Source organism: Bacillus sp. KICET-3 (genome assembly GCF_033261025.1).
GTDB lineage: Bacteria > Bacillota > Bacilli > Bacillales > Bacillaceae > Bacillus > Bacillus sonorensis.
Genome location: NZ_CP137345.1, coordinates 1,573,284 through 1,593,221, shown reverse-complemented (window position 1 = coordinate 1,593,221; position 19,938 = coordinate 1,573,284). Strand labels below are relative to the sequence as shown.

20 protein-coding genes and 1 pseudogene are annotated in these 19,938 nt (G+C 44.4%); 5 read left to right on the top strand and 16 right to left on the bottom strand.

The genetic code is table 11. From position 1 onward, the window contains the following. Positions 1–154 precede the first annotated feature (154 nt). Entirely contained in the window at positions 155–829 is a 675-nt protein-coding gene (locus tag R5H20_RS08055) for a GNAT family N-acetyltransferase (RefSeq protein WP_006638407.1), read from the top strand. Positions 830–926: 97 nt separating this feature from the next. Here the strand turns inward: R5H20_RS08055 and splB are convergent, their stop codons facing one another. The 7 genes from splB to R5H20_RS08020 all read right to left on the bottom strand — a co-directional run bounded on the left by splB (position 927) and on the right by R5H20_RS08020 (position 8,725). Beyond that, positions 927–1,955 carry a spore photoproduct lyase gene (gene splB / locus R5H20_RS08050; protein ID WP_006638408.1) on the bottom strand — a complete coding sequence of 343 codons (1,029 nt, stop codon included), beginning with the start codon at positions 1,953–1,955 and terminating at the stop codon, positions 927–929. Between the two features lie 73 nt (positions 1,956–2,028). Further along, positions 2,029–2,256 (bottom strand): splAB operon transcriptional regulator SplA, encoded by a 228-nt coding sequence (locus R5H20_RS08045; protein WP_040348372.1) that lies wholly within the window; start codon positions 2,254–2,256, stop codon positions 2,029–2,031. A gap of 112 nt (positions 2,257–2,368) precedes the next feature. Continuing rightward, positions 2,369–4,087, bottom strand: coding sequence for a phosphoenolpyruvate--protein phosphotransferase (gene ptsP, locus R5H20_RS08040; protein WP_006638410.1), 1,719 nt, complete (start codon positions 4,085–4,087; stop codon positions 2,369–2,371). Continuing rightward, positions 4,087–4,353: a phosphocarrier protein HPr gene (locus R5H20_RS08035; RefSeq protein ID WP_006638411.1), complete on the bottom strand. Its 267-nt coding sequence runs from the start codon at positions 4,351–4,353 to the stop codon at positions 4,087–4,089. Before R5H20_RS08035 ends, ptsP begins: the two co-directional genes overlap by 1 nt. 99 nt (positions 4,354–4,452) lie before the next feature. Beyond that, a complete protein-coding gene (ptsG, locus tag R5H20_RS08030) occupies positions 4,453–6,552 on the bottom strand; it encodes a glucose-specific PTS transporter subunit IIBC (RefSeq protein WP_006638412.1) in 2,100 nt (699 codons plus the stop codon). Between the two features lie 222 nt (positions 6,553–6,774). Beyond that, positions 6,775–7,671, bottom strand: a complete 897-nt coding sequence (glcT, locus tag R5H20_RS08025; protein WP_087962515.1) for a glucose PTS transporter transcription antiterminator GlcT — start codon at positions 7,669–7,671, stop codon at positions 6,775–6,777. Positions 7,672–7,753: 82 nt separating this feature from the next. Further along, positions 7,754–8,725, bottom strand: coding sequence for a LacI family DNA-binding transcriptional regulator (locus R5H20_RS08020; protein ID WP_006638414.1), 972 nt, complete (start codon positions 8,723–8,725; stop codon positions 7,754–7,756). Between the two features lie 1,199 nt (positions 8,726–9,924). Here R5H20_RS08020 and R5H20_RS08015 point away from each other — a divergent pair. Further along, entirely contained in the window at positions 9,925–10,152 is a 228-nt protein-coding gene (locus tag R5H20_RS08015; protein WP_006638415.1) for a hypothetical protein, read from the top strand. Between the two features lie 67 nt (positions 10,153–10,219). Here the strand turns inward: R5H20_RS08015 and R5H20_RS23560 are convergent. Then, positions 10,220–10,273, bottom strand: a pseudogene (locus R5H20_RS23560) (hypothetical protein); the annotation flags it as partial. Between the two features lie 512 nt (positions 10,274–10,785). On the opposite strand from R5H20_RS23560, the gene R5H20_RS08010 reads away from it, so the two are divergent. Continuing rightward, entirely contained in the window at positions 10,786–10,920 is a 135-nt protein-coding gene (locus R5H20_RS08010; protein ID WP_006638416.1) for a hypothetical protein, read from the top strand. Between the two features lie 101 nt (positions 10,921–11,021). On the opposite strand, the gene R5H20_RS08005 is transcribed toward R5H20_RS08010, so the two are convergent. The 6 genes from R5H20_RS08005 to R5H20_RS07980 all read right to left on the bottom strand — a co-directional run bounded on the left by R5H20_RS08005 (position 11,022) and on the right by R5H20_RS07980 (position 17,548). Then, the gene (locus R5H20_RS08005; protein ID WP_373870171.1) at positions 11,022–12,107 is read right to left on the bottom strand and encodes a M24 family metallopeptidase; all 1,086 of its coding nucleotides are present in this window, start codon (positions 12,105–12,107) and stop codon (positions 11,022–11,024) included. A gap of 201 nt (positions 12,108–12,308) precedes the next feature. Next, positions 12,309–14,216, bottom strand: a complete 1,908-nt coding sequence (locus R5H20_RS08000; RefSeq protein WP_006638418.1) for a heavy metal translocating P-type ATPase — start codon at positions 14,214–14,216, stop codon at positions 12,309–12,311. A gap of 260 nt (positions 14,217–14,476) precedes the next feature. Then, positions 14,477–14,974, bottom strand: coding sequence for an endospore biogenesis thiol-disulfide oxidoreductase StoA (gene stoA / locus R5H20_RS07995; protein WP_006638419.1), 498 nt, complete (start codon positions 14,972–14,974; stop codon positions 14,477–14,479). A gap of 75 nt (positions 14,975–15,049) precedes the next feature. After that, positions 15,050–16,390 (bottom strand): polysaccharide biosynthesis protein, encoded by a 1,341-nt coding sequence (locus R5H20_RS07990; protein WP_006638420.1) that lies wholly within the window; start codon positions 16,388–16,390, stop codon positions 15,050–15,052. Between the two features lie 129 nt (positions 16,391–16,519). Next, entirely contained in the window at positions 16,520–17,122 is a 603-nt protein-coding gene (locus R5H20_RS07985) for a cell wall hydrolase (protein ID WP_006638421.1), read from the bottom strand. A 231-nt stretch (positions 17,123–17,353) separates the two neighbouring features. Continuing rightward, positions 17,354–17,548 carry a hypothetical protein gene (locus R5H20_RS07980; RefSeq protein WP_006638422.1) on the bottom strand — a complete coding sequence of 65 codons (195 nt, stop codon included), beginning with the start codon at positions 17,546–17,548 and terminating at the stop codon, positions 17,354–17,356. A gap of 168 nt (positions 17,549–17,716) precedes the next feature. Between R5H20_RS07980 and R5H20_RS07975 the strand changes: the two genes are divergently transcribed. Both R5H20_RS07975 and R5H20_RS07970 read left to right on the top strand, forming a co-directional pair. Continuing rightward, entirely contained in the window at positions 17,717–17,905 is a 189-nt protein-coding gene (locus R5H20_RS07975; protein WP_006638423.1) for a YkvS family protein, read from the top strand. A 215-nt stretch (positions 17,906–18,120) separates the two neighbouring features. Next, positions 18,121–18,420 (top strand): GNAT family N-acetyltransferase, encoded by a 300-nt coding sequence (locus R5H20_RS07970; protein WP_224254488.1) that lies wholly within the window; start codon positions 18,121–18,123, stop codon positions 18,418–18,420. Positions 18,421–18,697: 277 nt separating this feature from the next. On the opposite strand, the gene R5H20_RS07965 is transcribed toward R5H20_RS07970, so the two are convergent. Further along, positions 18,698–19,177 carry a GNAT family N-acetyltransferase gene (locus R5H20_RS07965; RefSeq protein WP_029418574.1) on the bottom strand — a complete coding sequence of 160 codons (480 nt, stop codon included), beginning with the start codon at positions 19,175–19,177 and terminating at the stop codon, positions 18,698–18,700. A gap of 270 nt (positions 19,178–19,447) precedes the next feature. Beyond that, the gene (locus tag R5H20_RS07960) at positions 19,448–19,858 is read right to left on the bottom strand and encodes an Lrp/AsnC family transcriptional regulator (RefSeq protein ID WP_006638426.1); all 411 of its coding nucleotides are present in this window, start codon (positions 19,856–19,858) and stop codon (positions 19,448–19,450) included. Between the last annotated feature and the right edge of the window lie 80 nt (positions 19,859–19,938).

The following is a 19,938-nucleotide window of genomic DNA, read 5'->3' as shown; positions in this document are numbered from 1 at the left end:
ACGAATCCCGCAATTTTAATGTGCAGTTTTTTAAACACGCGACCCCCTCCTTTTTCATACACTTTCATCCTTTTTATCGGCTTTCGCTCCTCATCATTTAAGACAGGACGAAAAAATATCTTTATAATGGAAGGAAATGAAAAAGGGGTGATGGATGATCCGTAAGCAGATCTATGTCGATGCAGGCGCTTCTTATCAAAAGGTGGAGATCCGCAATTATTCATATGAAGATATTCCGGCTTTGATTTCTTTGCAAAAAGAATGCTTTCCCCCGCCTTTTCCAGAAGAGCTTTTATGGAATGAAAAACAGCTGCGCTCCCATGTTGATGTGTTTCAGGAAGGTGCGCTTTGCGCGGTCGCCGCCGGGAGAATCATTGGTTCAATGACAGGTCTGATCGTCCATTTTGATCCGGACCATCCCCGCCATAAATGGGAAGAGGTGACTGATCACGGATACATCCGGAATCACGTGAGCAGAGGAAATTCCCTTTATGTCGTTGATATTTCCGTCTCTCCCAGCTACCGGAAGCTCGGAATCGGAAAATGGCTGATGCAAACCATGTATGAATTAACGGTGTTTAAAGGGCTTGAAAGGCTGTTGGGGGGCGGACGAATCCCCCACTACCATCAATCAGCTGAAAGCCTGTCGCCGGAACAGTATGTGCAGGCTGTTTTGGACGGCAAAAAACGGGATCCTGTCCTTTCATTTCTTCTGCATTGCGGACGGTCGCCTCTTTGCATCATTCCGGACTACCTTGATGATGAAGAATCGCTTGGCCATGCGGTCCTTATGGAGTGGAAAAATCCTTTTTATCATGATCGGCAATAAAAATCCCCCCCTGTTTCTATAAGAAACAGAGGTTCCTTATTTCAAAAACGGCACTGATGGTAGTGAAACAGAGCCCGTTTGGGAAGAATGGGCTCTGTTATGTAAAATATTCGATTTTGGATTCGGGGAAATACCTGTCGACATATGATTCCAATGCGCTCCGCAGCTCCTGTTCTTCATCTTTTTGATAAATGTATTTGCCGATTCCGTATCTTCCCCATTTGTAGCGGCGCTTTTCTTCGTCAAGTTCGAGCTTTGTTTTCGGATAGTTTTTTTCGATGACGCGCTTGGCCGGCTTTGTAAACCTATGCTGAATCATTTCAAATGTAATATCATTCCTGACATGCTGCGGCAGTGCATGGTCCAGTTTTTCGAGCAGCATCCTGTACCCTTCCTGCCAGCCTTCATGAATGTAAATAGGCGCGATGATGAAGCCGAGCGGATAGCCTGCTTCAGCGACTTTCACGGCTGCTTCAATCCGTTTGTCCAGGGGAGATGTGCCTGGTTCAAAGTTTTTAATGACATAATCGGCGTTGACGCTGAATCTGAACCTTGTTTTGCCGTTATGCTTCGCATCAAGCAAATGGTCGACGTGGTGGAATTTCGTGACAAAACGCAATTTGCCGAGATCGGTTTGTCCAAAATGCTCGATCGCGCGTTTTAATGTATGTGTTAAATGGTCGATCCCGACAATATCTGACGTACAGGACGCTTCAAATTTCGTCTCCTGTGGAGCCCGTTCCTTCATATATTGATCGGCTTGATCAAGAATTTCCTCAACATTGACATATGTCCTGATATAGGGCTTGCTCCCCATTGTCGTTTGCAGATAGCAGTAGTGACAGTGCCCCATGCAGCCGGTCGCAAAAGGGATCGCATATTCTGCGGAAGGTTTTGATGAGTCAAATTTCAACGTTTTTCTGACGCCGATGACCAGTGTCGATTTTGCATTCCGGTATTTTTGCAGGTGGCCTTCTCCGGGAATATTCCGCACCTGATTGTGTGAAGTCGTTTCTCTGATTTCAAGGCCCATGCGGGAAAATTTATCTCGCAGCTCTATTCCGAGGGGATATTCTAAAGCGCGGGGCTCTATATAAACAAGCTGGGGAACAAATGGTTTGACCATCGGAAACAGACACATCCTTTAACTTATTTCCCATACTTTTTGCAAAATGCCGTTTCCTTATGCGAAAAGAAGATTATTCAAATAAATCGCGATACAGCCGTTCGGCCTCTTCGTATGAAGAAAAAACGGCATCATCCTCGGCAAACGCGTGATATGTATCATAAATAAACAAAGCCAGCTCGCCTTCGTGGATCGGGTGTTCGACAACTTCGGCTTCCTTAATATGAGTGACGCTCGCCGCATGCGGGTTCCTGTAGATGACATATACGCGGTCCCCCGCCTTGATATTTTGCTTTGACATGAAAAAACTCCTTCCTGTTTGCATCAGCATATATTATCTCCCCGCAACCAGAAGTTGATGCAACACACAAAAAACCCAGACAGCGTAAATGCCGTCTGGGTTCAGATGTCAATTAAGACAATTTGAAGTTTTCTTTTACGAATTGGACAACTTCTTCTGTTGTGCTCATAGAGAGAATCTGTTCTTTAAAAGATTCGGTCTCTTTCTTAGAAAGCTTGCTGATTTGCGTTCTTGCCGGAAGGATTGATGTCGCACTCATTGAGAACTCGTCCAGTCCAAGGCCGAGAAGAATCGGAATCGCAATTTCATCTCCTGCCATTTCTCCGCACATGCCAACCCATTTTCCTTCTTTATGAGCCGCTTCAATAACAAGCGTAATTAGGCGCAGAATCGCTGGGTTGTATGGCTGATAAAGGTATGACACCTGTTCATTCATCCGGTCAGCAGCCATCGTGTATTGAATCAGGTCATTTGTTCCGATGCTGAAGAAATCGACTTCTTTGGCGAACTGATCGGCGATCACCGCAGTAGCCGGAATTTCCACCATCATACCGACTTCGATGTCATCGGACACTTGATGGCCTTCAGCTTGAAGCTTTTCTTTTTCTTCAAGAAGAACCGCTTTCGCTTGCCTAAATTCATTGACCGTCGCGATCATAGGGAACATAATCTTCAGGTTTCCATATGTACTTGCCCGAAGCAGTGCGCGCAGCTGCGTTCTGAAAATCTCCTGCTCATCCAAGCAAAGACGGATGGCCCTGTAACCTAAGAAAGGGTTCATTTCTTTTGGCAGCTCTAAATATGGAAGCTCTTTGTCTCCGCCGATATCAAGGGTACGAACGACAACTGACTTGCCTCCCATACGCTCAAGAACGGTTTTATAGGCATCAAATTGTTCTTCTTCAGTCGGAAGCTGGTCTCTGCCCATATAAAGAAACTCTGTACGGTAGAGTCCGACGGCTTCGCCTCCATTTTCAAGAACGCCTTTGACATCGTCAGGCGTACCGATGTTGGCGGCAAGCTCAACATGGTGACCGTCATTTGTTACAGTCGGTTCATTGACAAGCTTCGCCCATTCCGCTTTTTGCTCCAAAAACTTTTGGTGCTTTTGCTCATATTGGCTGATGACGTCCTGTGAAGGATCAATGATTACATCGCCGTTGATGCCGTCGACGATGACTGTCACGCCGTTTTGAATTTCTTTAGTCACCGCTTTTGTACCGACAACCGCAGGAATTTCCAAAGAGCGCGCCATAATGGCTGAATGGGATGTGCGTCCGCCGATGTCTGTTGTAAACCCTTTTACAAAACGGCGGTTCAATTGCGCTGTGTCAGACGGAGTCAAGTCTCCTGAAACGATGATGACTTCTTCAGAAATCAGGCTCGGATTCGGAATCTCTACGCCGAGAAGGTGTCCTGTGACACGCTTTGTGACATCACGGATGTCTGCGGCGCGTTCTTTCATATATTCGTTGTCCATTGATTCGAACATGGAAACGAACATGTCAGCCGTCTCTTTCAAAGCGAATTCCGCATTAACGGAATCGGATTTGATTTTGTCTTTTATAGGATTTAAAAGTTCAGGATCGCTTAATACTAAAAGATGTGCGGAGAAGATTTCTGCTTTATCTTCGCCAAGCTCTTTTAACGCATGATTTTTAATAGTTTCAAGCTCTTGTTTGGAATTCTCGATTGCTTGTTCAAAACGATTTACTTCCGCCTCAAGGTCAGAGATGTTTTTCTTTTCAACCGTTAGATCAGGTTCTTCCAGCCGATATGCTTTTGCAATCGCAATACCGGCTGAAGCGCCTATTCCTTTCAATTCAAGCATTACTCGCCTAGTCCTTCGCTTTTCATTGTATCTTCAAGAGCGGCAAGTGCATCATTTTCGTCAGCGCCTGAAGCAGAAATCGTAATTTCGGCACCTTTCGCAATACCAAGTGACATAACACCCATAATCGATTTTAGGTTTACAGTTTTGCCGTTATATTCCAAATTGATATCAGCATCATATTTGCTTGCTGTTTGTACAAGAACAGTCGCTGGACGCGCGTGGATACCAGAATCTGCAGTTACTTTAAAAGTTTTTTGTGCCATTTTTATCAATCTCCTTTTAATTTAAAGCTTTTAATACATTCACAATATTATATCATACAGCCGTACGTGTCATCTGACAAGTACGGCCATTTTATGAACTTATTTTTCAATGCGGACGATGTCTTCCTGTGTCAGGCTGACAGAGCCCTCCGCCTGCAAGTGTACACTTGCTCCTTCTTGCAGGTTTGTGAAGATGATCGGCGTCATGAGAGAAGGCACTTGATCCTTCACTTTCTCAATATCGACTTCAAGCAGCTTCTGTCCAGGCTCAACACGGTCCCCTTCGGAAACAAATGATGTGAAGCCTTCGCCTTTTAAGCTGACCGTATCGATTCCAAAGTGGATCAGAATTTCTCTGCCGCCGTCTGATTGCAGGCCGATCGCGTGTTTTGTCGGGAAGACATTCAACACTTTCCCTTTTACAGGAGAAACGACCGTGCCTTCTGATGGAAGGATGGCAAATCCGTCGCCCATCATTTTTCCTGAGAATACTTGGTCAGGCACGTCAGTAATCGGATGAATCTCTCCGGCAAGCGGTGAAACAAACACTTCTTCACCCGCTTCATTTTGAAGCGGTTCTACCATGACCTCTTCAACCTGCTGCTCGACTTCATCGCCGGCGACAGGAGCTTTTTCAGGTCTTGGCGTGCGTCCTGACATAATATCCTGCATTTGCGATTTTAAATTGTCTGATTTTGGTCCGAAGATGGCCTGAATGTTATTGCCCACTTCGAGAACCCCTGATGCGCCAAGCTGTTTCAAGCGTTCTTTGTCAACCTTTTTCTGGTCATTGACCGTTACACGCAATCTTGTGATACACGCATCAAGGTGCTTGATGTTTTCTTTATCTCCCATTGCCGCAAGAATTTCATACGGCAGATCACCGGCTGATTCTCCGCCTTTTTCGGAAGATGATTCAGCTTCGGCATCCTCGCGTCCCGGCGTTTTCAAGTTAAACTTGCGGATCGCAAATCGGAATCCGAAGTAATAAATAACGGCAAGCACCAAGCCGACAGGGATGACAAGCCACCAAGCGGTACGGTTAGGCAGAATTCCGAACAGGAAGAAATCGATCAGCCCGCCGGAGAACGTCATACCGATTTTGATATTCAAGATGTCCATGATCATGAAAGACAGACCGGCAAACACACAGTGAATCGCAAAAAGAATCGGCGCGACGAACAAGAATGAAAATTCAAGCGGTTCAGTGATACCTGTTAAGAAAGATGTCAATGCGGCTGAACCCATGATGCCGGCAACAAGCTTTTTGTTCTTCGGTTTTGCCTCATGATAAATCGCAAGCGCTGCGGCAGGCAGACCGAACATCATAAACGGATATTTACCGGTCATAAACGTTCCGGCTGTCAATTGGACGCCGTCTTTAATTTGCGCCATGAAAATCCGCTGGTCACCGCGGACGATTTCTCCGGCTTTATTGGTATAGCTGAAAAACTCATACCAGAACGGAGAATAGAAAATGTGGTGCAGGCCGAAAGGAATCAGTGCACGCTCGATAATACCAAAGACAAACGCGGCAAGCGCTTCATTGGCTGCAAGCAGTCCGTTTGAGAAGCCGTTAAGAGCTCCCTGGATCGGCGGCCAGACGATCAGCATGATCAAGCCGAGGATCAAGGCGCAGACAGATGTGACAATCGGCACAAAACGCTTACCGGCAAAGAATCCCAAGTATTGCGGGAGCTCGATCTTGAAGAATTTGTTGTACATGGCGGCAGCCAGCACCCCGACGATAATACCGCCGAACACCCCGGTTGCCAGTGTCGGAATGCCGAGCATTGTCGTATATGCCGGATGGTTTTCCGCGAAAAATTTCGCTCTTTCAACTGCATCGCTCGGAATTGATCCGTTTTGTAAAAGAACGGCGCTCATCGTGACATTCATGACAAGATATCCGATAATAGCGGCAATCCCTGCGACACCGTCGCCATTTGCCAGACCGATGGCGACACCGACCGCAAACAGGAGCGGCAAGTTGGAGAAGACGATGTCTCCCGAATTTTCCATAACTTTCGCAACGAGCTGGATCGTGCCATTGGTTAAAAACGGCGCGACCTTCGTCATTTGCGGATTTTGCATGGCGTTACCCAGGGCAAGCAGGATTCCTGCAGCCGGCAAAATCGCAACAGGCAGCATAAGCGCCCGTCCAATTTTCTGGAGCACGCCGAATAGCGATTTAAACATGATGTTTACCCCCTCTAAGGATAGTTTGACCTTACAGCAAAAAAAACATGACAAACTCGTTCAAAAGACGACTTTTTTTCAATTTAACCGTTTACATTTCCTTTTTTAAACGTCAAAAAAGGCATGGTGAAAGCGGGTACATCAAGAAACGAAAGACAGCATCTTCATTTCTTCCCTTTTTTCACTCATGCCTGATCGAATCAGTAACACGTTATAAAGGCGTTATGAAATTTTATTAGTCAAACGGTACAAATGTAATGTTAAGTAAACGGCTTCTGCCTCATGAACAGGTTTCTTGAGCGATTGCTGCAAGATTTTGATCATCTTCCAAGCAGTATTGTAACATAGCGGATATTCCGTTTTCAACAGCAACATTAATTTTTCCGGCTCCTGAATCGGCTCCTCCCGTGTGATCCTGTCGATCGTAAAACGAAGATGACGGATCAGGCGCAGGTAGTTGACGCTTTCTCTGTTGACTTTCATCTGAAACGCATCTTCAATCACCTGGACAAGCCGCGATATTAACTGTGAATGCTGGTTGACTTCCGAAAGCGGCCTGTTCGTCAAAGCGCTGTGGATATGAAGGGCGATGAATCCGATTTCACCTTCAGGCAGCTGAATGTCGGATTGCTGGTTGATCATCTCAACGGCTTCTTTGGCAACCTCGTATTCTTTCGGATAAAGGGATTCCGTCTCAAGCAAAAACGGATTTTTCATGTCAAACCCTTTTTCCAAACGCTTGACAGCAAATGCGATATGGTCCGTCAGCGCGACATGGATATGTTCATTCAGCGGCTGACCGATTTTTTGCGCGATATGGTAAATGACATCATTGGCGATATCAACCATTTTTTCATCGACATATGTGAGGAGCTTCTTATACTGTGATTGTTCTTTATCATTTTCCAGAATAAACATTTTTTCATAGTTCTCATGTTCGATAAGATCTCCGCGCTTTTTGCCAAATCCGATCCCTTTTCCAATCAAGACGGCTTCTTTGTAATCCTCGTGGAGGGCGATTAAAACGTTGTTATTGAGTACCTTTTCAACAGTGAAGGATCTGTTCACGATCCTCAGCTCCTTTTTGTCATTCAATCTCTCATATCGTACAAAACTCATGAAAGCGCGTCAATTTATTTTGCCGTTTTTGATGAAAAATGTCGAATTTTTATCACCGATTGGAAAACAATTTGTTTTTCACTTATACCGTCGATCTTTCAATCAGCCTGTAGGGGAGAATTTTCTTTTCAGCCTCCTCTCCCCTGATTCCTTTTTGAAGAAGGCGAAACGCATGCCTTCCCATTTCTTTCGTCTTGATTTCAATGGTAGAAATACCGAGCAATTCGCTGATCGGCTGATTGTCGCAGCTCAAGATGGCGAGGTTTTCCGGAATTTGGACCTGATGCTTGCGGGCCTCAAGATAAAGCCCTGCAGAAACCTGGTCATTTGCCACAAAAATCGCCGTCGGTTTATCATCCATCCGGCTCCATGCGGAAAATAATGTTTGTCCGTCTGCAATCGTCAGCGACCGCTCAAAAACCCACTCATCCCGGTAAGGTTCACCAATGGCGGCCAGTGCTTCCTTATATGCCTCCAAGCGGTAATGACTGTTCACGCCATGTTTCCTCGCCAAGCCGATGGCTATTTTTTTGTGCCCTTTTTCAATCAGAAAATCAAGCCCGCGGCGAAATGCCTCATGATGCGGAATGCTGACCGTTGAAAAAAGGCGCTCCCTTGAATCCTGGCAGAGAATGAATGGCCCCGTGTCCCGCCAATTCAAAAGCTCTTCGTCCGACATTGCCTTTGAACAAAAAATCAAGCCGTCCACCTGCCGATGCTTCAGCTGTTCCAATGCGAACGTTTCCTTTTCCAGCTGATAATTTGTCTGGTAAAGCGCAAAGTGGACCTCCGACTTGGCCGCTTCCTCCGCAATTCCTTCAATTAATTCACTGAAATAAGGAAGGCTGATCGTCGGCAAAACCACGCCGATCATGTTTGAAAAGCCTTTTGAGAGGTGGACCGCATGCACGTTTCTCGCATATTCAAGCCGCTCAATGGTATCAAGAACCTTTTTCCGCTTTTCTGCTTTTACATAAGGGTGGCCGTTGAGAACCCTTGAAACGGTCGTAATCGAAACGCCAGCCGCCTCAGCTATTTCCCTGATATTCGCCATTTGATTCCCTTCTTTCACTTCGTTCTTGCTATGGTATGCGTTTTGTCATATGTACTATTTTCGCACATTTTCGGACCGGATCGAATCAGCTAAATTTCCCTATAAGCACTCATGTTTGCATTTTTTAAAATCGTCGTTTTTCGCCCCTTTCTTTAATCATAACATAGAATCCGAGAACAGAACATTAGTTCTTATTTAATGAGTTTTTAGAAGGGGATGAACACCGTGAAAAATGACAACTTAAAAGATCAGGGCATGTTAAAATAGATGGGTTTCATGATGCCGGAACACACCGAATTTCTTCTCGAATTAAACGCAACCACAACAGAGTGAAAAGGCCGGTGCTTAAAAAGAAGATTTGGATAGAGTAATATGTGAAGCGATGGAGTTTAATTCCTCGGTCCAGTTAGCCGCCGCCTCTTTTAAACGGTCAGAAAGTTATTTATGTAGAAGGAAAACTCAGATCAGCAAGATTTTTCACGTCGTGGATTCAAAAGGAGACGCCAATTTCATTAAATTTGAGGATGCTGTTGGCGTGGAAATGAAATAGGCGCTTCGTCAGTCAGAAGGGCTCTTTCATCTTTTTTCTGTTCATCTTATAGGTATTTTTAAACATCTTATATTCGTAACCGATTTGTTTTGATTACTTTTTATCTTTATAGATATACATTTCAATCATGATGTATGTGTATTTTTTATCACTGGCTACATATTGTGTAGATAACATGTCGACTTTTTTTATAGAATGCTGGGAAGACAGTGTATGCAAACAAAGCAGCCCATTTCCATTTAAGTCCTGGCAACGAAACTACAAGTCTAGCAGCAAATTCTTAAGCTGTATCCATAAACTTAGTATTGCCCCGGAAGTGGTCAACAATCTTTCATTAGCTAACCGGAGGAACGGCTTGAATATGTACACTTCCGTCCTCGTCCATAACGGAAACCTTTAAGAGTTCCGCAATTTGCTGTAGTTCAGTTTTCACAACCGTTGGGGTGAATGACACGCTTTCATTCTCGGCAGCATGTGATGGGTACGGGAAGAAAGCCGCCCCCACAATGCAGGCATACCAAATTTTTCTCGCATCCTTTCGTGTTATATTTGTTATATGTAATTACCTGAGAATATAGGTTAAATACACTATCAGAGTAATAACTTTCAATTCAGTTTGCAGAAAATTCGCAATTGGAGGTTAATAGAATTGGACGAAGATAAATTGAGAATTATAGAGAAAACAGCTTATATTCTATCTCTCGTATCCATCCTTGTTTGGGCAGCGACACCTGAATCCATTCAAGTATTATTTAAATTTGCATCCTATATCATGCTTAGTCTCGGATTCTTCATGTCTGGATATTTAGATAGGAAAGAGAAAAGTCCCATATTACTGGTTATAGCTTGGGTTGTAATTACAGTAAATATTTTTTAGACAACAGCAAAGCACCGACATTAGCCGGCGCTTTGCTTTGGACCTCAATCTCGAAGGGCCTTTTTTGTTATGCAAACAGTTTTGTCCATGCTGCTTTTCCGGTGATACCGTCCACGAATAGACCTTTCGCCTTTTGAAAGAGTTTAACGGCTTTGGTGACTTAAGGGGCTTTCCACCCACCTAAAGCTAAAGCAAATCTGGCAAAAGAGATTGAGCGGTGCGGAAATGCTGTTCCTCCACCGTTTGCAGAGCATCTTGTCAGGGCGAATCTCTATGAGCAGAATTTCGTTTTTTGCGAGGGAAACGGATGGCAAGGCCGGTGTCTTATGAAAAGAGCGGGAATGACGACATGAAAACCACAATAAAAATTTATACACAAAAAGATGAGACAGGCCGCTTCCCAAAAAGTGCAAAAGACTTTCGGAAATATCATCAAAATCGGGATTTCGTGAAGAATTGTTATTAAAATGTTATTTTTAATGATTCTTATTGACTAATAAAAAGGACAAACCCTTGATAAACCAAGGGTTTTCTTTGTTTAAAATAACTATTGCTATGGTATGCGTTTCATACTTTACAATGAAAACAGCACCGGTGCAGATCACGTTCTCATTTAGAAAGGAGAAGAAAAAATTGGGTATTTTCATTCTGATCCTCTTATGCAGCATCATCGTACTGTCTTCAAAAGCGGCGATGAAACCGCTTAAAGAAAAACATGAAGTCAAGCCGTTCCGCTCTTTTGATGACTTCTTTATTTCCAAGGATTGATTCCTTTCTTTTCGTGTAAAAGATGTCAGAATAAAGAGGAAGGAATGACCGCAGTTTTATCATAAACATAAAAGGACCCGCCATGAAGCGGGTTCCCTAATTTATGAAATCACAGTGAACTGTTTCGGATACCGGGTAAGCGCCTCTGCTCCGTCTGCGGTGACGAGCACATCATCTTCGATTCGGACGCCCCCGATTTCCGGCACATAGATGCCGGGCTCAATCGTGTATACCATTCCTTCTTTTAAAAGTGCATCATTATTATGGCTCATGGAAGGATACTCATGTGTCGAGATACCGAGCCCGTGGCCCAGGCGGTGCGGAAAATAATCTCCGTAGCCGGCTTTTTCAATCATCCCCCGCGCCTTTAAATCAAGATCGCCGATTCTGACGCCGGGCCTGCTCATTTCCAGTGCGGCCGTTTCAGCCTGAAGCACCGTTTCATATATTTCTTTCTGACGGTCGCTCGCGTTTTTATAAACAAGCGTCCTCGTAATGTCTGAGCAATACCCGTCAATGATCACGCCTAAATCAAACAGGACGAAATCTCCCGCTTTTAATGTCCGGCTGCCGGGATTTCCGTGCGGCTGACCGGATTTCTCTCCGAATAAGACCATCGTTGAAAACGACATTCCCTGGATTCCTTTTTTCTTCAATTCATATTCAATCTTCGCGACCACTTCGATTTCCGCGACGCCTTCTTTTAAAGCGGCCGCTCCCGCTTCCACCCCGTAATCAGCTAGCTTTGCCGCTTCCCGGAGAATGGCGATTTCCTGTTCATCCTTAACGACGCGGAGTTCGTTCAGCTTTTCTTCGGCAGAGACAAGTTCAGCCCCGTTTGTGACGGCTCTCAGCATGTCGGCGCGCGAAAGGGAGATCGCTTCTTTTTCGACTGCCACCTTCGCCAATGGCAGATTGCGTTTTTTCAGTGCGGCGGATATGAGGACCCACGGGTTTTCATGATCCTCATAACCGATGATGTCATATGCCCAGCCCGCCTCTTTTGCCTGGCTTTTTTCCATCAGCGGACAAACAAAAAACGGCTCCTCGTTTTGAAACGCAAACACGCCCATCAGCCGTTCATGGGGCTCTGTATAAAAGTGCGTCAAATAAAATACATTTTCTTTTGAATGAATAAAAGCCGCCGAAATGTCTTTTTCCCTCAGCCAGGAAGAGATATGCTCCATTCTTTTCAAATCCGGTTCCCTCCTAAAAACAAAATTCTGTTCAACTGATCTATGTAAACCTTCATTTATATTGTATCAGTTTTTTGCGGCGCTTGCCCGCCGGGGAGCCGGTTTCTTTTCATGGCCGCTGGTGATGATTGCCATGGTACAGGAACAAGAAAACGGCTGCCAATATGAATAGCAGCCGTTTTGGTATAGAATTTACGATTTTAGCAGCCTGAGGCCGTTTAAAATCACAAGCAGCGTGCTTCCTTCATGGCCGATGACGCCGAGCGGCAGATCAAGGATCTGGAGGAAGTTGCTGCAGATTAACAAGCAGATCACAGCAAGAGAAAACACGATGTTCTGTTTAATGATCCTGTTCATTTTTCGCGACAGCCGGATCATTTTCGTCAGCCCTGTTAAATCGTTTTTCATCAATACAATATCCGCTGTTTCAAGCGCTACGTCCGTTCCTTCCCCCATGGCGACCCCGACATCCGCCGCCGCAAGAGCAGGTGCGTCATTAATGCCGTCTCCGACCATGACAATCGTTCCGTTAGTTCTTTTAAGCTGTTCTGCTTCCTTTACTTTGCTATCAGGCAGACATTCGGAAACGACGATTTTCAGTCCGGCTTCTTCCGCGATCGCCGCTGCCGTTTCTGGCTGGTCTCCTGTCAGCATTGCCGTTTGAATGCCGAGGGAATTGAGCTCGCTGATCACCGCTTTGGCTTCGGGTCTGATTTGATCCTTCAGCGCAAAACAGCCCGCAAGGCGCCCGCCCTTTTTCACGTAAACAATCGTTTTTCCTTGCCCGGCGAGCTGTTGAACTGCATCCCCAAAGACGTGATCCGCCTCCTCTTCCCCGACAAATCCGGCTTTGCCAATGAACCATATTTCTCCTTCAAACTGCGCCTTCACCCCGAATCCCGATGTCTCTTCAATCGCTACGTTTCCAGGCGGGTGAATGCCTTTTGCTTCGGCAAACTCGACGATCGCTTTTGCAAGAGGGTGGTTTGACTGCTTCTCGATGGCAGCCGCAGCTTCCAAGTATTCATTTTCGTCCATGCCTTCCGCCAGAATCATGTTTTCCACGGCCGGTTTGCCGTTCGTAATTGTTCCCGTCTTATCCATGGCGACGATTTTGCTGTTGCCTAGCTTTTCAAGGAAGACGCTTCCTTTGACAAGAAGTCCGTTTCTTGCTCCATTTGATATCAGCGACAGAGCGGCAGGCATGATAGAAGCGACAAGCGCACAAGGCGAAGCGACGACCATAAACACCATCGCCCTGTAAAATGTCTCACTCCAGCTCCAGCCAAGCAGATAATGAGGCAGAAACAGAAGCAGTCCGACAGCGAGCAAAACACCTTTCACATACATGTTTTCAAATCGTTCAATAAACGCTTGGGACGGTGACACGCTGTTTTGCGCAGATTCGACCAGCTTGATGATTTTTTTAAAAAGAGAATCCTCGTTCGCTTTTTTCACACGTACTGTCAAAGAGCCGTTTAAATTGACGGTGCCGGCAAATACCGGATCACCGGCCGTTTTTTCGACCGGAATCGATTCACCTGTGAGCGCGGATTCATCGATGCTTGTCTGTCCTGATTCAATATCTCCGTCTGCGGCGACTCGTTCGCCGGGCTTGACCATGATCAGATCTCCGGCCTTCAGTTCGGCTGCGGCAACCTTTCGCTGTCCCGCGCCGTCCAACAACACGGCCTCTTCCGGCTCCAATTTCATTAAGGACGTCAAATCGCGTTTGCTTTTATTTAATGTATATGTCTCAAGGGCTCCGCTGAGAGAAAATATAAAAATCAAGATGGCGCCTTCTGCCCAATAGCCGATCAAGGCAGAGCCGACCGCTGCAAATATCATCAAAAGCTCGACATTCAGCGTTTTTTCAGAAAGGGTTTCGAGAATTCCCTCTTTTGCTTTGGCAAAGCCGCCGATGCAGAATGCGGACAGAAACAGTGCGATGGACAGTGTCTCATGGCCTGAGCACAGCCAGCCGGCGGCAATCAGGATGCCTGATAAAAGGGCGGCAGCCAATTCCCCATGCTCCTTTACGTTTTGAAAGCGAAATAGCGTATGCTGATGCTTAGATTGTTTTCGAATCTCTAATTGCATTATTAGCGTCCTCCCTAATTGAGAATGTAATTCATCATCAATTCCCTTATAAAAAACAAATTGCCGCCATTTGAGGCAGCATAAAAGATAAGTATTTAGTTTATATTATGGGTTTCCCCGTTTTATGCTCAGACAAAAACGGGAATCTTCTTTTTTATTATAGCATGGCATCAACAGCTTTCAAGTAATAATTATTATAATTTCTTTTTGATATTAATTATCATTTGCATCCGCCCATAAAAAAAAGCTGAAAGGCGATTTCAGCTTTTTTTCTCTGCCCATGACCTCATTTGTTCAACGGTGATCGGTCCGACGACCGATTTCTCAAGCTCCCCTTTTTCATTGATAAAAAATGTTGAAGGAATCGTCATGACATTATATTTTTTCATCATGTCGCCGGTGCGGTCAAAAACTATCGGGAATGAGAGATGATTCGCTTTGATAAAGCGTTTGACAGACTGTTCATTTTTCTCCACATTCAGCAAATTGACGGTAATCAGTTCAACATCGGCATGCTTTTCATCATAATAGGACTGAAAGCGGGGAAGCTCCTCCCGGCACGGCGGACACCAGGTCGTCCAAAAATGGATGATCGTCTTTTGGCCTTCCGCTGGAATAAGCACACGCTGCCCCTCTATTGTTTTCATCTGCATCACGGCCGGTGAAGCCTGTTTGGCAAGGGCCTGAGGCTGAAAAAACAGCATGCCCGCTGAGAACAGCAGAATGAGCGGACGGCAAAGGAAGCCTTTTCTTTTCATGTAATCTCCCCTTCTTTTTTTCTTTAGCATCCCCTCCGGATCCAAAAACTATGAAGAGAAAAGCGCGCCCCTCCTTCAGCGGCTCTGGATTCTCGGCGCCCCCGTCTTATTCGTTAATATCAAGTTCACGCCCAATTCCTTGCAGATCGTTGCATAATGAAGGGCTGTCAGCAGAATCATCCCCGTGTTCATCCCGAGAATGACCCCGGTCATCTGTAAATTCTCCATTGATCCGAGGAAATACATCATCAAAAACGATATCACGCTTGCCCAGACATTATGATAGAACGCATCTTTGACAAGCCCCATGCCAATGAGACAGGCCTGAAGCGGCATCACGAAAAAGTGGAATAAAAAATACGGCCATAATAGTTCCAGATAAAACGCGGCTTTTACAGAATCAAAAAACAAGTGGGTCAGCGGCTCTGCAAACTGATACATCACCAAAACAGACGGTATGCCGTAAAGAAGGGTAATCAGAATCGCCTGTTTGATCCGTTTAATGACTCTGTCATATTGTCCATAGGCATAGCTTTCGGAAATGCTGGGAATCATGACGATCATGAGTGAATGGGCGATAAAAGCCGGAAAAAAACCAATCGTCATCGCAACGCCGGAGAGCATGCCGAACTGATCGATGGCCGCCGTTTGCGAAACGCCTGCCGCAAGCAGCGTGCCCTTCACCAAAAAAGGCTCGACCGCATTAGCAATGGCATGAAACACACGCAGGCCTGTCGTCGGTATGGAAACGGTCAATAACCGCTTCAGCACGTCATTTCTCCGCAGATGAACATGCTGGCCTTTTGCGGCGGCGCGTCTGACTAAAATAAACTGGGAATATAAATAAACAAACACAACCACTTCGCTTGCGACAAGAACGAACAATGAAATCAAAACCGACGTATCCAGTTCAAAGGAATACCATTGGAAAAATAAAAACAAGCCGATCAGCTGAAAGATTTTTTTCAATGCATTCGCCATAGCGATTTTCCCCATTTGCTGGACGCCCATGAAGTACCCTCTTGCAATCGAGGTAAAGGCAACGGTGGGAATCATTCCGATCACAAGGCCCCTGATAAAGGGATGGTATGAATCAAATATCGGAATAAAAGGAAGGATGACGGCAGCGGCCGCCGTAGAAAAAGCCGTGCAAACCGCTGTCATTCGAAAGGCATGCTTCAGCATGCTTTCATGGAGTTTCGGATTGGATTCCGCAATGAATTTTGATATTGAAATGGGAAGCTCAAGGCTCGCGATCACGACGACCAAAAATATGGAAGGCAAGACACTCATATAGAGCCCCATGCCATGCTCTCCAAGTTCCCGCGCGAGAATCATGTTAATGACGAACTCAAGGCATTCTGCAAAAAAAGCAGCTAGCGATAGAAGAACGATTCCTTTCACAAAACGGTTCATGAGGTCTCCCCTTGTCTCACTGGTTATATCCCATCATATGAGACAAGTTCAAAAATTATTTTCTTTTTCATGTTTTCACTTGGAAAAAGGCATAAAAAAAGCCAAGACGATAAGTCTTGACTGCCATGGTCAGATCGCAAATACATGATTGCCGATGCGTTTCACGATCTTCCTCGTTCTAATCCAGTCATCTGATGCAGTGTCCGGATTATAAAAATATAATGCATCTGTTTCTTTTTTATGTTGATCGACCGCTTTTTCTACTGCTTTCTTTGATTCACGGTCCGCCTTTTTATTTATGCTCCCGTTGAGAACAGGCTCAAAAGCGTTCTTTTGGTAAATCACGCTTTTTATACTGTCAGGAAATCCGCCGTGCTCCACGCGGTTCAGTACGACATCGGCCACTGCCACTTTTCCTTCAAACGATTCGCCTTTGGCTTCCGCGTGTACAAGCCTTGACAATAAATCTTTTTCCCCGCTCGTCAACTTTATTTCTTCATTCTCTTCTTCTTTCTGTTCTGCATCCGGCCGGGGCGCAAATTCGATGAGATTTTTTTCATCCGTCAATTGAGAAAAAACCGGATGCTGTTCTTGATCAATGCTGGCAATCAGCCGCTTCATTTCCTGTCTGTCTTTTTTCGAGAATAACTTGACAGCCTGTGCATGTTCGATTCTTGCCGCTGGGAGCATACAGATGAAAAAAGCAGCTATCGCAGCAAATTTCGATTTCATTCCATTCCTCCTAGTCAAACACTTCTTCGAAAAAAACATATGTCTTACAGTAACAAGACAACTGATTGATTTCACTGATAAATTTTTGGCAGGCTTTCCATCAAAGCGTCCCACTGGCACATAATTGTATAGACACCGCGGATTTTTAACAGAAAAAAACAAAATATCCAGCAATACTTGGGCTGGATGCTTCCCTATATTAAAAGGCTTTCTCACCGCTTGAGAAAGCCTTCAGCTTCTTGGCTCTTTCATATATTGAAAAATGATGTCTCCCCCGCGCTGGGCGATTCCCCGAAAATGCTTAAAATCTTCCTGTTTCGTCAAGATGGCTCTAAAAGAAAGAAAATCCTCTTTTTTCACACGAAGTTCATGAATGCTGCCTGATCTCAAATTCTCGATCAGCTCAATCGCATTTTCCTCTGTCAATTTTCCTCTCTCCTTCTCCCGAAAATGATCTTTAACTAATTAACTATACCACTAAGTATACAGCCGTACAACAATAGTGCCGCCTATTCCCTTATCGCTTTACTTCTCCATGAAAATATTGCAAAATACTTTCAATAGGTTAAATCACTTTAAAGGAGAGGAAGCCACTTGAAAATTGCAAAAGTCGGGAACGTCATCGAATTCAAAAACGGACTCACCGGAGTCGTCGAAAAAGTAAACGAAAACTCGGTTATCGTTGATGTCACCATCATGGATAACTACAGAGACTTGGAATTGGACTCCTTAACTGTCGTTAACCATAAAAACTATAAAATTATTAAAGACTCCTTTCATTAATCATTCTCCGCACGACACGCAACCTGAACACATTCCGCACGATCTTCAGAAAAAGAAAAAAACCGCCGTTCTGTGGTATGGCGGTTTTTTCCCCTGCTCCCTACATCGTGTTAGAAGGGAATATAATTCGCCTGATTCCTTTATAGGATGAATGATATGAAGCCTTAAAAATCCTTGAGGTTCGGCCATATACTTGGCCCAATGATATCAAAGACATGTTGACAACAGCTGTAGACAACGTTCAAATACTTTTTATTATTAAGGAAAAAACAACCGGGGAAGTCATAGGAACAACCAGCATCGGTGGCATCGATGTACAAAACCGAAATGTTGAAATTGGCTGGACTTGGCTTTCTCCTGCTTATTGGAGAACAGGGGTTAACACGGAATCTGAGTTCTTGCTGCTTCAATATTGTGTTAAAATCGATCCATGTCCAATTTTCTGTGCGGTACCAAAAAGCAGTCGAGCGAATAGGGGCAGTAAAAGAAGGACACGTTTCGTATACATAGAATAAAGAAAGACGGTTCTGTTCATGACAATGTGTTCTACAGCATCATTGACAGCGAAAAAACATCTGATGGAGTTGTTGGAGAAAAAATACTGTTCCCTTTCTATAAAGAAGGTTGATGAGAGCTGGGATATCGCGGGAAAACCGCAAAAGCCCGTCTCGGAAGCGGGCTTACTTGCATCTACAGACGGGCTTCTATTTATATTAATATTTACCCAGGTGCCAACCCTTTGTGAATATATATAAGATAAAGGCCCAGATCGTGACCAGTCCAATTATTGATTTATGTCAGCCGTTTTACTAATAGTATTTCATCTCGGATTGGAATCCCATTATCAGCTGTGAAAGGAATCCCGGGCTTTATTTTTCTTGCCTTTTCAACAGCATTCACAAATAACCCAGCTAACACATAACCCCTCTTTTGATAGAATCCGATCGCTCTAACATTATCATTGGTTGTAATTAACTTCACTTGTTCACACCGCTCTCGCTCTGAAGCCCGTTCCACTTCTTTTAAAAGGGCAGAGCCAATCCCGTTATTTTCAATGATACTATCCAATGAAATGATTTCACATTCGGTTCCGTTAATAATGAACGTGATTAAACCTGTGATCTCTCTGTTTTCATCCAAAACTGCATATCCTTCCAGTTCATCGCACTGAAATGTGCCGTTTGAATTCACCATGACCGGGCTTCCCCAATGCGTCGTAAAAAATTGTGAAACCGCCCGTTTTGGCAAATCCTTTGTTGAAACGATTTTCATGTCATCCCCTCCAGTATTTTTCCCATTGTTTGCATGATTCAAGGCAAATAAAATGAAGAGCGAAACAATCCCACAAAGAATAGTTTCTGGTCGATTCAATGTGTGAAATTGCAACACCCTTTTTATTCCCAAATAGATCATATAACCAAAAAAACAGCTTGTAAAAAGAGACAGACAAAAAACTCTCACCTGTCTGGGAACAGCCAGCCAATATGTTAGAAGCTTTTCAGAGATTTTTCCCATTTTACCCTTTCCTTGCCTAAAAATGCACTATTTTTTTATAACGATCGATAATTTATAGTTCGCATGCTTGTTTAAGTCTTCTAAAAATTGATCTAATCGTTCATGGGATGGAAATTTGCATTCAAGCAGATAGCAGCCATCTCCACTAATTTTATAATTGTTTATGATATAGTTGGCTTGTGTTTTGATAAATGAGACATAAGGTTGATGATAGGTGCTGTTGATATAGATGTTAATAAAAGCATGTATAAAACACCCTAATTTAACTTGATTCACCTGAATGGTATACCCCTCAATCACTCCATGATCTTCCAGCTTGGCAACTCTTGAAGCGGCTGCCTGTCCTGTCAAATGAACTTTCTCTCCCAATTCTTTCATCGTCATACGACTATTTTTGGACAGTTCTTCTAATATCCGCTTGTCTGTGTGATCCAACATAAAATCAAATCCTTTCAATAGAAGCATTACCTTCCAGTGGTCTGTACTTTCCATTCTCTTCAATCAGGAGTGCGTTCGAT

Coding starts and splice junctions, on each gene's coding strand:
- R5H20_RS08055 (WP_006638407.1), top strand. CDS start 155: ATGATCCGTAAGCAGATCTATGTCGATGCAGGCGCTTCTTATCAAAAG.
- splB (WP_006638408.1), bottom strand. CDS start 1,955: ATGGTCAAACCATTTGTTCCCCAGCTTGTTTATATAGAGCCCCGCGCT.
- R5H20_RS08045 (WP_040348372.1), bottom strand. CDS start 2,256: ATGTCAAAGCAAAATATCAAGGCGGGGGACCGCGTATATGTCATCTAC.
- ptsP (WP_006638410.1), bottom strand. CDS start 4,087: ATGCTTGAATTGAAAGGAATAGGCGCTTCAGCCGGTATTGCGATTGCA.
- R5H20_RS08035 (WP_006638411.1), bottom strand. CDS start 4,353: ATGGCACAAAAAACTTTTAAAGTAACTGCAGATTCTGGTATCCACGCG.
- ptsG (WP_006638412.1), bottom strand. CDS start 6,552: ATGTTTAAATCGCTATTCGGCGTGCTCCAGAAAATTGGACGGGCGCTT.
- glcT (WP_087962515.1), bottom strand. CDS start 7,671: ATGAGTTTTGTACGATATGAGAGATTGAATGACAAAAAGGAGCTGAGG.
- R5H20_RS08020 (WP_006638414.1), bottom strand. CDS start 8,725: ATGGCGAATATCAGGGAAATAGCTGAGGCGGCTGGCGTTTCGATTACG.
- R5H20_RS08005 (WP_373870171.1), bottom strand. CDS start 12,107: ATGGAGCATATCTCTTCCTGGCTGAGGGAAAAAGACATTTCGGCGGCT.
- R5H20_RS08000 (WP_006638418.1), bottom strand. CDS start 14,216: ATGCAATTAGAGATTCGAAAACAATCTAAGCATCAGCATACGCTATTT.
- stoA (WP_006638419.1), bottom strand. CDS start 14,974: ATGAAAAGAAAAGGCTTCCTTTGCCGTCCGCTCATTCTGCTGTTCTCA.
- R5H20_RS07990 (WP_006638420.1), bottom strand. CDS start 16,390: ATGAACCGTTTTGTGAAAGGAATCGTTCTTCTATCGCTAGCTGCTTTT.
- R5H20_RS07985 (WP_006638421.1), bottom strand. CDS start 17,122: ATGAAATCGAAATTTGCTGCGATAGCTGCTTTTTTCATCTGTATGCTC.
- R5H20_RS07970 (WP_224254488.1), top strand. CDS start 18,121: ATGTTGACAACAGCTGTAGACAACGTTCAAATACTTTTTATTATTAAG.
- R5H20_RS07965 (WP_029418574.1), bottom strand. CDS start 19,177: ATGAAAATCGTTTCAACAAAGGATTTGCCAAAACGGGCGGTTTCACAA.
- R5H20_RS07960 (WP_006638426.1), bottom strand. CDS start 19,858: ATGTTGGATCACACAGACAAGCGGATATTAGAAGAACTGTCCAAAAAT.